We start from the raw sequence: 10498 nt of genomic DNA, 5'->3' as shown, positions 1-10498 counted from the left end.
CTCAAGGTGAGTTCCGGCGTCGTGCGTTTAACGGTTGCGTTCAGACGCTTCCTCAGGTCCTGTCGGGTTTTACGCGACGCTTCCTCGGGTCCTGTCGGGTTTTACGCGACGCTTCCTCGGGTCCTGTCGGGTTTTACGCGACGCTTCCTCGGGTCCTGTCGGTTTTTACCCGACGCTTCCTCACTTCAGGCAAGACAGGCCGCCGAGACCTGCCTGCGTCAAGTGAGGAAGCGTTGCCTGGAAACCTGCGGGAGGTGAGGAAGCGTTGCCTGGAAACCTGCGGGAGGTGAGGAAGCGTTGTGGCTAGCCGGCCTGGAGGCTCACGGCGGCCGCCTGGGCGGCCTCGCGCAGTGGGGTGGTGGGGCGGCCGAGCAGGGCGCTGAGGTCGCCACTGGTAACCAGGAGATCGCCGCGGGCGATGCCGAGGTCGCTGTCCGCAAGGATGGCTGCGTAGGGTTCCGGCAGCCCGGCCTCCACGAGCACCTGGGTGTACTTCTCCGCGGGCAGATCCGTGTACGTGACCGGCTTGCCGGACGCCGCGCTGACTTCGCCCGCCAGCTCACTGAGGGTGAAGGCGTGGTCGCCGCCCAGCTCGTAGACCTTGCCGGCCTGGTCGTCCCGGAGCAGCACGGCCGCTGCCGCCGCGGCATAGTCGGCACGGGCCGCGGCGCTGACGCGGCCGTCCCCCGCACTGCCGAATACGGCGCCGTGCTGGACCTGAACCGGGAGCTGGCCGGTGTAGTTCTCCAGGTACCAGCCGTTGCGGAGCAGGACGAACGGGACGCCGGAGTCCCGGAGGATCTCTTCGGTGGCCAGGTGATCGGCGGCCAGCTGCATGGCGGTGGTGTCCGCATTGGCGATGCTCGTGTAGCCGATCAGGCCGACGCCGGCTTCCTTGGCTGCGTTGATCGCGTTCCGGTGCTGCTCGACGCGCTGGCCCACCTCGCTGCCCGAAACCAGCAGGACCTTGTCCGCGCCGGCGAAGGCCTGCCGCAGCGACTCCGGCTGGCTGTAATCGATGCTGCGGACCTGGACGCCGCGCTTGCCGAGGTCGGCGATCCTGTCCACGGTCCGGCCTGCGGCCACGATCTGCCCCGCGGGCAGGCCGCTTTCAAGGAGGGCTTCGACGACGAGCCGGCCGAGCTGGCCGGTGGCTCCGGTGATGACGATGGTCATGATGGTCCTTTCTGAGGTGACTGTCATGGGTGCCAACCCCGTTCATTCCGTAATGCTTCCCAAAAGAGAGTACGCACTTTCAGGTAAGGTACTGTCATGAAGGTTAGTACCCCAGCCAAGGCCGCCGCATTTCCCTTCGCCGACGGCATCTTCCCGGCGGGATGCCCCAGCCGGACCGTGCTGGACCACGTCACCAGCAAGTGGGGCGTGCTGCTGCTGGTTTCCCTGTCCGAGGGTCCCCAGCGCTGGAGCGAACTACGCCGCCGGGCCGAGGGCATCAGCGAGAAGATGCTCGCCCAGACGCTGAAGACCCTCGAAGCCGACGGGTTCGTCCGCCGCGACGCCCAGCCCGTCATTCCTCCCCGCGTGGACTACAGCCTGACCGGCCGCGGGGAGGAACTGACTGCCCTGATGCTGCCCCTGGTCGCCTGGGTTGCCGAACACGCGGAGGCGATCGTGAACCGCCCGGCGGGCTCCTAGGCCCCGGGGCCCTAGCCGGTGTGGGCCACGGTGTATTCGAAGGTGCCGGACCCGACGTCGTGCGGTTCCCGTCCCGGCAGCTCAACGCGTGCCGTGCTGCCGGTGGGAACCTCAAGTGTCACGCTGTACACGCCGTCGTTGCTGTGCCATTCAATCGACGCCCGCCCGTACGGCGTCTCGTGGCTGGCGCTCGCGAAGGTGAGCCCGCCGCCCGGCTGGGGCCGGAACAGGATGCGGCGGTAGCCCGGTTCCAGCGGTGCGAGGCCCGCTACCGTGCGGTGCATCCAGTCGGCCACCGCGCCCAGTGCGTAGTGGTTGAAGGACGTCATCTCCCCGGGGTTGACCGTTCCGTCCGGGAGCATGGAATCCCACCGTTCCCAGATGGTGGTGCCGCCCTGGCTCACGGCATACAGCCACGACGGGCATTCCTTCTCCAGCAGCAGGTCATAGGCGGCGTCCAGTGACCCTGTGACGGTGAGCGCATCGGTAATTACAGGAGTGCCGGCGAAGCCGGTGGCGATGCGGTTGCCCGCGGCCCGGACCAGGCTGGCCAGCCGCTGCCCGGCAGCCCGCTGCAGCTCGTCATCCGGAAACAGCCCGAAGACGATGGCGAGGGCGTAGGCCGTCTGGGCATCGCTGGCCATCCGACCGTCGGGGCCGATGTATTCGTTGGCGAAGGCCCTGGCGACGGCGCGTGAAAGCTCCAGGTAGTGGAGTTCGTCGTCGGCCTTGCCCAGGACGCCGGCCGCCTTGGCAAGGTGCAGGGCAGACCATGCGAAGTACGCGGTGGCCACGATGTTCGGATCCGTCATTGCCTGGGTGGGATCCTCCGGGGGCGCGCTTGGGTCCAGCCAGTCGCCGAGCTGGAAGCTCGTGTTCCAGAGATGCGTGTCCCCGGCCAGGCTGTCCAGGAGATCCACCCAGGCCTTGGCGCTCGCGTACTGGTCAGCGAGGATCTTCGGGTCGTTGAACCGTTCGTACAGGTTCCAGGGGGTGAGGACGGCGGCGTCGCCCCAGACCGCCCCGGGGCGGATTGGGGTCCAGTAGTTGCCGCCCGGGATCACTGGCACATACCAGGGGACCGTTCCGTCGGGCAGCTGCTCGGCCGCGACGTCCTTCAGCCAGGAGGACAGCATGCCGGAGCAGTCATAGAGGAAGGTCGCGGTGGGCGTGAAGACCTGGATGTCACCGGTCCATCCCAGCCGTTCGTCCCGCTGCGGGCAGTCGGTGGGGATGTCCACGAAGTTGCCCTTCATGCTCCACAGCACGTTCTCGTGCAGCCGGTTCAGTTCAGGATCAGAGCTCTCAAACCAGCCGGTCCGCTCCATGTCCGTGTGATACACCCTGGCCACGATGTTCTCGGCCGGGTTCCCTCCGGTCCACCCGCTGACCTCGGCGTAGCGGAAGCCGTGCAGGGTGAAGCGCGGCTCCCAGGTTTCCTCAGCTTCTCCCGCGAGCGTGTAGCGGTCTGTGGCGTCCGCCAGCCGCAGCGGGCGGGTGTAGATCTCACCGTTCTGGAGGACCTCGGCGTGCCGCAGCGTGACAGTTGTTCCGGCCTCGCCGCGCACGGTGATGCGGAGCCGGCCCACGAGGTTCTGGCCGAAGTCCAGCACCAGCTTCCCCGACGGCGACTCGGTGACACTCACCGGGCGGATTTCGCCGGTGCACCGCACCGGCGGCCCCTCCGGTGCCACGAGGGTGGCCGGGTCGCGGGGAACGACGACGACGGGTTGCCAGTCCGCGTCGTCGAAGCCCGGGCGGTTCCAGGCTTCCGGCAGCTCGCGGGCGTCGTACGTTTCACCCTCATAGAGGCCGGTGAACCGGATGGGGCCGAAGGAGGCTTTCCACTCACTGTCCGTGCCAAGCACGGTGACGGAACCGTCGTCGTGCGTCACATGGAGCTGGGCAAGGACGGCGACCTTGTCGCCGTACAGGTTGCGGTGGCCGCCGTTGAAGCCGATCCGGCCGCGGTACCAGCCGTCGGCCAGCCAGGCACCCAGGGCGTTCTCGCCCTGCCGGAGATGGTCCGTCACGTCATAGGTGCAGTACCGCAGCCGCTGCCCGTAGACGGTCCACCCGGGCGAGAAGGCGTCGGTGCCAACCCGAACGCCGTTGATCTCCATTTCATACAGCCCGTGGGCTGTGGCGTAGAGCCGCGCGGAAACCACCGGACGGTGCAGCGCGAAGGACCTCCGCAGCAGCGGCGGCCGCCGGTCCGAATCCGGGTCCTCGGGCCAGGCCGGAGCGACCGGCTGGGCAATCCAGTCCGTGCCGGACATCAGTCCGGGTTCGACGGCGGCGGCCGGGCTCCAGTCGCTGGGCTCCTGGTCCGCTTCGCCCCAGACCCGCACGCTCACCTCGGCGCGCTCGCCGGATTCCAGCGGAGCTGCCGGCCAGGGAAGCAGCACCGACTCCGCGGAGTCCAGCCGTTCGCTCAGCCAGCTGCCCTCGGCGGTGGTGACGGCGAGCTGGTATGCGGTCTGGGTCCAGCCGGGCGCTGCGCTCGTTTTCCACGATAAGCGCGGGGTGCCTGTGCCGATGCCGAGGGCTGTTGGAAGGTGTTCGAAGGTCACCGGTCGGACGGTGGTGGACATGCGCATGCTCTCCTTTGATGCCTTTGACGGCGAATGCTGGTGTGTGATCCGGTGGTGGGCGGCCGAAGCCGGCGGCCCGGACCGGCGGGCTGCCGGTCAGCCCTTGACGGCGCCCGCGGTCATGCCGGCGACGATCTGGCGGTTGAAGAACAGGTACATCACGAACGGCGGGACGGTGATGAGGAGGATGTTCATGAACAGCAGGTTGTAGCTGGTGGTGAACTGGCTCTGGAAGTTGAACAGGGTCAGCTGCACCGTGGCGTTGGCGTCTCCCGGGAGGAAGTACAGCGGATTCTGGAAGTCGTTGAAGATGTGCACCGACTGGACCACGATCACCGTGACGATGACGGAGCGCAGCAGCGGGAAGATGACCCGGAAGAACAGCCGGACCGGACCGCAGCCGTCGATGACCGCGGCCTCGTCCAGTTCCTTCGGGATGCTGGCGATGAAGGCGCGGAAGAGCATCACGCAGAAGGAGAGGCCGAAGGCCACCTCGATCAGGATCAGGCCGGGGAGCGTCTTGAACAGCCCCATGCTTTGCAGCACCCAGATGGTGGGCACCACGGCGGGCGGGATGATCAGGCCGGAGAGGATGAGGAAGTTCGCCAAGCCGTTCCAGCGCGAGCGGCGGCGCTGCAGGATCCAGGCGACCATGGCGGCCAGGATCACCAGGATGGTCACGCTGGCAACGGTCAGGATGGTGCTGTTGATGAAGGCGGTCACGAGCATGAACTTGCGCGCGGAGAGGACGTCCTGGAAGTTCTCGACAAAGTTGAAGGTGGTGGGCCAGGCGAAGTTCAGCTTGGCGGCCTCGCGGCGGTCCTTCACGGCGGTGAGTGCCATGAACGCCAGCGGGACGATGAAGAGGACGACGGTGACGGCGATGGCCAGGACGCCCAGGCCGTAGCGCTTGAATGCGGTGGTCACTGTTCGACCTCCTTGCGGTTCAGGAACATGGACAGTGGCAGGATGATCGCGGTGACGATCAGGAACAGCACAACGTTGCCGGCTGTGGAGAGGCCGTAGAAGCCGGCCTGGTACTGCTTGAAGATGACCGAGGCGATCACGTCGGAGGTGAAGCCGGGGCCGCCCTTGGTCATGGCCCAGATGAGGTCGAAGGACCGGAGCCCGCCGATGAGGGAGAGGATGATGACGGTCGCCGTGGCCGGGCGCGCCAGGGGAAGGGTGATGTTGAAGAAGCTCTTGGCGGAGCTGGCGCCGTCCATCTTGGCCGCTTCGAAGTATTCCTGCGGAATGGACACGATGCCCGCGATGTAGATGACGGTGGCGAGGCCCACACCCTTCCAGACGTCGACCAGCGCGACGGACAGCAGGGCCCATGCAGGGTCGACAAGCCAGGCCGGCCCTTCGATCCCGACGGCTGCCAGGGCCTGGTTAATCATGCCTTTGGACGGGTCCATCAGCACGGTGAAGACGATGCCCACGCCGATGCTGCTCAGCAGGACGGGGAAGAAGATGACCGACCTGAGGTAGCCGCGGGCGATGATCTGCGAGGTCAGCAGTACAGCCAGGAGCATGCCCAGGACCACTTTGAGGGTGGAGGTCACCGCGCCGTAGATGAACGTGTTGGTCAGGCCCTTCAGAAGCGCGGGCTCCTGGAAGAACTGGACGAAGTTGTCAAGGCCGATGAACGTGAAGTCGGTGAGGGTCCAGCGGGTGAAGCTGAAGAAGAAGGACGCGAAGGTCGGGACCAGGAACAGTGCGGTGTAGACCACCGCGGCCGGAAGATAGAACCAGTACGGGTACGGGGACTTGCCCTTGCGGCGGCGGGGCTGGTGCTCGGCCCGCCGCGCAACGGCGGCAGGCGCAGGGGCAGCTGTCTTGATTGTCATGGTGTGTCTCCGTCGGTGCCGTCCGGGCCGGCGCGCGGCCCGGACGGCGGAGTGGGTTTTGAGGTTAGTTCCAGCCGGGCAGGTTGAGCTGCTTGGCCTGCTTCTTGACGTCCTCGTCGTAGAGGGCAGCCGCGTCCTTGGCGGAGCGGATTCCGGAGCCCACCTCAACGGTGATCTGCTCCAGGGCGGGGCCCTTGACCGGGGAGAGGTACTCCAGTGCCGGGCTGTTCTTGGACGAGTCCTCGAAGTAGGGGAGCATGTCCTTCACTGCCGCGGGAACGTCCGAGGGGAGATCGCAGCCCTTGACGAGGTAGGGGCCGTTGGCTCCGACGGCCTTGGTCTGGGAGTCGCAGCCGGCTTTGCTGGCGATGAAGGCCTGGAGCTTCTTGGCCTCCTCAAGGTTCTTCGTGGACTTCGGGATGTAGACGCCGCCCGGAAGCCAGACGGTGAGGGCGTTCTTGGCGGCATCCTCGCCGGGAAGTGGGAACAGTCCGATGTCGTTGAGCTTGTCCGGGAAGGTCACCTTGATCTCCGGCAGCGCGAAACTCAGGATCGGATACTGCGCGCCCTCGCCGTTAGCCAGCTTTTCCAGGCCCTGGGCGTAGGTGGCGGAAGCGAAGTCGTCGTTGAACAGGCCGGCCTTGGCCGCCTCTTCCTGGTGCTCGAAGCCCTTGATGGCTGCGGCATCGGTGGCGTACTTGGCCTTGTTCGCCGTGTAATCGGCGGCGAAATTCGGATCCGCCTTGGCAACATTGGCGAAGTCGCCCAGGACGAACAGCTGGGAGGTCCAGGTGGTCTGGTAGGTCTGGATGATCGGGGCGATGCCGGCGTCCTTGATCTTCCGGCTGTTGGCCATGAACTGGGCCCACGTCTTGGGCACGGACAGGCCAAGCTTCTCGTAGACCTTCTTGTTGTAGAGCACTGCGCCGGCGTTGCCGGTGCCCACCGGCACGCCGTAGACCTCCTTGCCCGCGGTCACCACGGGCTTGAAGGAATCGGAGACGTTGGCCATGTAGGGCTCGCCGGTCACGGGCACCAGGTTCTGCTCCGGGCTGATCTGGTGGAACAGGGAGCCGGAGTTGTAGGAGAACACGTCGGCCATGTCGCCGGTGGAGAGACGGGTCTTGACGATGTTGTCGCCCTCCCCGCCCTGGGGGCGGGTCTCGACCTCGACCTTTATGTTCGGGTTCGCAGCGTTGAAGTCCTTGGCAATCTGCTCCGCGTAAGTGACGGTGTTTTCCGTGTTGTCGACCAGCCACGTGATGGTCTTGGATTCCCCGCCACCGGCGCTGCTGCTTCCCCCTGCGCAGCCTGTCAGTGCCACGGCGAGTGCAGTCACGCCTACGGCCAGGGACGCCCAGGGCCGCCTGCTCGATGTGGTCATCTTTACCTCCTCGTAAAGCCCGGGCCTACCTGGTGTGGAACGTTTCAAGAAATGTTCCACGTGCATGCGGCCAGCGGGGCGGTTATTTGTGTAGATCGGTCTACGTCCAAAATCACTGTAAGGCATGTCACAGGCGAGGGCAAGGGATTTGTGTAGATCAGTCTACAATTTCTTAAAAAGGGGCAGGTGCGCACCGGAGGGGGATTCATGTCCGAGCAGGTCAAGCGGGCAACCATCAGCGATGTTGCCCTGCATGCCGGAGTCTCAAGGGCGGCGGTCTCGAAGGTGCTCCGCGGGGCGTATGGCGTCAGCGAGACAATGAAAGCCCGCGTCGATGCCTCGATGGCGGCTCTGGGCTACCGGCCGTCCGCGCTGGCCCGCGGCATGCGCGGCAGCAGCTTTACCTTGGGCGTGTTCGTGGTGGACCTGCAGAACACCTTCATGTCGGTGCTGATTGAGGGCATCCGGGCCGAGGCTGAGGTCAGCGGGTATCAGGTGTTCATCGGTGAAGCGAGCCGCGGACTCAGCCAGCAGAGGCAGATGATCGAGGCCATGCTTGACCGGAAAATGGACGGGCTCCTGCTCATCGCGCCCTTCGGCACGGCGGAGGATCTCGAAGAAATAGGCCGCACCACGCCCATGGTCGTTCTTGGCCGCCACGGCCCGGGGGGATCCTATGACACGGTGGCCAGTGATGACGTGGCGGGCAGTGCCCTGATCGTGGACCATCTCGCGGCGCTCGGCCACCGCCGCATTTCGCATCTGAAGCACGTCGGCCGGGAGAACAATGAGGACGGCATGCCGCAGGTGGTGCGCGCCCAGGGATACATCGACGCGATGGTCCGCAATGGGCTGGGCGGTGAAATCGACGTCATCGAAGGCCGGTGGCACCAGGCCGGCGGGCAGCACGCGGCGGAGCTGATGCTGCAGCGGCCGCACCCGCCGACGGCCGTGCATGCCGGCACCGACATGGCCGCCCTCGGCGTACTCACCGGACTCTATGAGGCGGGCGTCAAGGTGCCCGAGGAGTTCTCCGTGGTGGGCTACGACAACGTCTTCTCTGCGTCACTGCCGCAGGTGGCCCTCACCAGCGTGGACCAGTCCGGCGTCGAAATGGGCTCGCTGGCGGCCAGGCTGCTCGTGGAACGCATTCAGGGCCGGCGGGAGGCGGTTTCGACGGTCGTGGCGCCGAGCCTCGTCGTCCGGCGCACCACCGCGCGCGTCCCCGCCTCTTGAATTTAGGTGTCCTAACTATTAGGATACCTAAGTATGGAATCAAAGAACGCCCCGGAGCTGCAGGAGCTTGCCCAGGACTTCCGCGAGGCACTGCGGCACAGCGTGTACCTGGTCCGCCGCCTCGATGCGGACGGTGAACTCAGCGCCGCCCAGCTGGGCACCCTCAAAATGCTGCTCGACGACGGCGTCCGGGTGGGCGAGATCGCCAGGAACCTCGGCGTCAAGGTGCCCAGCGCCACCGAACAGATCATCAAGCTCGAGCGGGCAGGACTGGCCCGACGGGAAGCGGATCCGGACGATTCCCGCGCCGTCCGCGTCGTACTGACCGCGGAAGGCCGCGACGCCGTCGAATCCGCCAACCGGCGGCGGAACGCCGTCATGGCCGGCATTCTCGAGTCCCTCACCGATGACGACAGGCGTGCCCTCGCGGCCGCCCTCCCGGTCATCGAAAAGATCAACAGCACGCTTCAAAACTGACAAGCGAACCCAGACTCATTCAGCGACACTTAGGAGTTCCCTCCATGGACGGCCAGCTCGCAGACACCCTGCCGGCACCAGAATCCACCCTCGAGGCAGAGAAGGCCTCATTCCTCAAACAGTCCAAGGCCGTCTGGGCCACGGCGCTGGCGGCAGTGTTCGCGTTCATGGGCATCGGCCTGGTGGACCCCATCCTGCCGGCCATCGCCAAGAACCTGGACGCCAGCCCCAGCCAGGTCTCACTGCTGTTCACCAGCTATTTCCTGATCACAGCCGTGGCCATGCTCCTCACCGGCTTCATCTCGTCGCGGATCGGCGGCAAGCGCACCCTGCTGGCCGGGCTGGCCGTGATCGTGGTGTTTTCCTCCCTCTCCGGCCTGTCCGGCAGCGTCGGTGAACTGGTCGGTTTCCGGGCGGGATGGGGGCTCGGCAACGCACTCTTCGTGGCCACCGCGCTCGCCGTCATTGTCGGTGTGGCCAGCGGCGGCGCGGGCACGGCGATCATCCTCTACGAGGCCGCCCTTGGCCTGGGCATCTCGCTGGGGCCGCTCCTCGGCGCCCTCCTCGGGGGCTGGCAGTGGCGGGCACCGTTCTTCGGCACGGCCGCGCTGATGGCGGCCGCCTTCATCGCGCTCACCGCGCTGCTCCCGAAGACCCCGTTGCCCGCCCGGAAGGTAAGCCTGGCCGATCCGCTGCGCGCCCTGGGCAACAAGGGACTGCGGACGACGGCGGCCAGCGGCCTGTTCTACAACTACGGCTTTTTCACCGTGCTCGCCTTTACCCCGTTCATCCTTGGCATGGACGCCTACGGCATCGGCGGGGTGTTCTTTGGCTGGGGCGTCGCCGTCGCCGTATTTTCGGTCTTCGTGGCCCCGCCGCTGCAGAACCGCTTCGGTGCCACGAAAGTGCTCCTCGGGACTCTGTTCCTGCTGATGCTGGACCTTGCCGGCCTCGGGCTGGCCGCGGGCCATTCCGTGCCCGCCGTCGTTACGCTCGTGGTGGTCTCCGGGGCGCTGCTGGGCATCAACAACACCATTTACACCGAACTCGCCATGGGCGTCTCGGATTCGCCGCGCCCGGTGGCCTCGGCGGGGTACAACTTCGTGCGCTGGATGGGCGGCGCCCTGGCGCCCTTTGCCGCGGCGCAGTTAGGCGAGCACTTCGGGCCGCAGGTGCCGTTCTTCGCCGGCGCGGCGGCCATGGTTGTCGCCATGGCCGTGGTGGCCGGCGGGCGGCGCTACCTCGCCGCCCACGAACCGCACGTGGTCTGAGCCGCACCGACGCTCTCGGGAAGGTAG

General features: G+C 66.5%; 9 protein-coding genes. 4 read left to right on the top strand and 5 right to left on the bottom strand.

The genetic code is table 11. From position 1 onward, the window contains the following. Positions 1 to 303: 303 nt before the first annotated feature. Positions 304 to 1176 carry an SDR family oxidoreductase gene (locus ACFRAU_RS18765; protein WP_378001034.1) on the bottom strand — a complete coding sequence of 291 codons (873 nt, stop codon included), beginning with the start codon at positions 1174 to 1176 and terminating at the stop codon, positions 304 to 306. Between the two features lie 96 nt (positions 1177 to 1272). Here ACFRAU_RS18765 and ACFRAU_RS18760 point away from each other — a divergent pair, with 96 nt between their 5' ends. Continuing rightward, on the top strand, positions 1273 to 1656 hold the full coding sequence (locus ACFRAU_RS18760; protein WP_377995047.1) for a winged helix-turn-helix transcriptional regulator: 384 nt from the start codon (positions 1273 to 1275) through the stop codon (positions 1654 to 1656). Between the two features lie 11 nt (positions 1657 to 1667). On the opposite strand, the gene ACFRAU_RS18755 is transcribed toward ACFRAU_RS18760, so the two are convergent. From ACFRAU_RS18755 to ACFRAU_RS18740, 4 genes are all read right to left on the bottom strand, one after another. Beyond that, on the bottom strand, positions 1668 to 4250 hold the full coding sequence (locus tag ACFRAU_RS18755; protein WP_378001027.1) for a family 78 glycoside hydrolase catalytic domain: 2583 nt from the start codon (positions 4248 to 4250) through the stop codon (positions 1668 to 1670). Between the two features lie 96 nt (positions 4251 to 4346). Further along, positions 4347 to 5177: a carbohydrate ABC transporter permease gene (locus ACFRAU_RS18750; protein WP_378001026.1), complete on the bottom strand. Its 831-nt coding sequence runs from the start codon at positions 5175 to 5177 to the stop codon at positions 4347 to 4349. Continuing rightward, complete coding sequence (locus ACFRAU_RS18745) at positions 5174 to 6103, bottom strand: carbohydrate ABC transporter permease (protein ID WP_378001025.1); 930 nt, start codon at positions 6101 to 6103, stop codon at positions 5174 to 5176. The genes ACFRAU_RS18750 and ACFRAU_RS18745 overlap by 4 nt, the downstream gene beginning before the upstream one ends. Before the next feature lie 64 nt (positions 6104 to 6167). Then, positions 6168 to 7487, bottom strand: a complete 1320-nt coding sequence (locus tag ACFRAU_RS18740) for an ABC transporter substrate-binding protein (protein ID WP_378001024.1) — start codon at positions 7485 to 7487, stop codon at positions 6168 to 6170. Positions 7488 to 7694: 207 nt separating this feature from the next. Between ACFRAU_RS18740 and ACFRAU_RS18735 the strand changes: the two genes are divergently transcribed. The 3 genes from ACFRAU_RS18735 to ACFRAU_RS18725 are packed head-to-tail and all read left to right on the top strand — an operon-like array spanning position 7695 to position 10471. Then, on the top strand, positions 7695 to 8723 hold the full coding sequence (locus ACFRAU_RS18735) for a LacI family DNA-binding transcriptional regulator (protein WP_378001023.1): 1029 nt from the start codon (positions 7695 to 7697) through the stop codon (positions 8721 to 8723). Between the two features lie 33 nt (positions 8724 to 8756). Further along, positions 8757 to 9200 (top strand): MarR family winged helix-turn-helix transcriptional regulator, encoded by a 444-nt coding sequence (locus tag ACFRAU_RS18730; RefSeq protein ID WP_378001022.1) that lies wholly within the window; start codon positions 8757 to 8759, stop codon positions 9198 to 9200. Between the two features lie 44 nt (positions 9201 to 9244). Then, entirely contained in the window at positions 9245 to 10471 is a 1227-nt protein-coding gene (locus tag ACFRAU_RS18725; protein WP_378001021.1) for an MFS transporter, read from the top strand. The last annotated feature ends 27 nt before the right edge of the window (positions 10472 to 10498 follow it).

Origin of the sequence: Arthrobacter sp. NPDC056691 (genome assembly GCF_042791415.1) — a bacterium.
Classification (GTDB): Bacteria; Actinomycetota; Actinomycetes; order Actinomycetales; family Micrococcaceae; genus Arthrobacter.
Note: the sequence above shows the minus strand (reverse complement) of the source record. Positions and strands in the feature narration are given on the sequence as shown.

Excerpts from the sequence above, each read along its gene's own strand:
- ACFRAU_RS18760 (WP_377995047.1), top strand. The coding sequence starts at position 1,273 with ATGAAGGTTAGTACCCCAGCCAAGGCCGCCGCATTTCCCTTCGCCGAC.
- ACFRAU_RS18740 (WP_378001024.1), bottom strand. The coding sequence starts at position 7,487 with ATGACCACATCGAGCAGGCGGCCCTGGGCGTCCCTGGCCGTAGGCGTG.
- ACFRAU_RS18735 (WP_378001023.1), top strand. The coding sequence starts at position 7,695 with ATGTCCGAGCAGGTCAAGCGGGCAACCATCAGCGATGTTGCCCTGCAT.
- ACFRAU_RS18755 (WP_378001027.1), bottom strand. The coding sequence starts at position 4,250 with ATGTCCACCACCGTCCGACCGGTGACCTTCGAACACCTTCCAACAGCC.
- ACFRAU_RS18730 (WP_378001022.1), top strand. The coding sequence starts at position 8,757 with ATGGAATCAAAGAACGCCCCGGAGCTGCAGGAGCTTGCCCAGGACTTC.
- ACFRAU_RS18765 (WP_378001034.1), bottom strand. The coding sequence starts at position 1,176 with ATGACCATCGTCATCACCGGAGCCACCGGCCAGCTCGGCCGGCTCGTC.
- ACFRAU_RS18725 (WP_378001021.1), top strand. The coding sequence starts at position 9,245 with ATGGACGGCCAGCTCGCAGACACCCTGCCGGCACCAGAATCCACCCTC.
- ACFRAU_RS18745 (WP_378001025.1), bottom strand. The coding sequence starts at position 6,103 with ATGACAATCAAGACAGCTGCCCCTGCGCCTGCCGCCGTTGCGCGGCGG.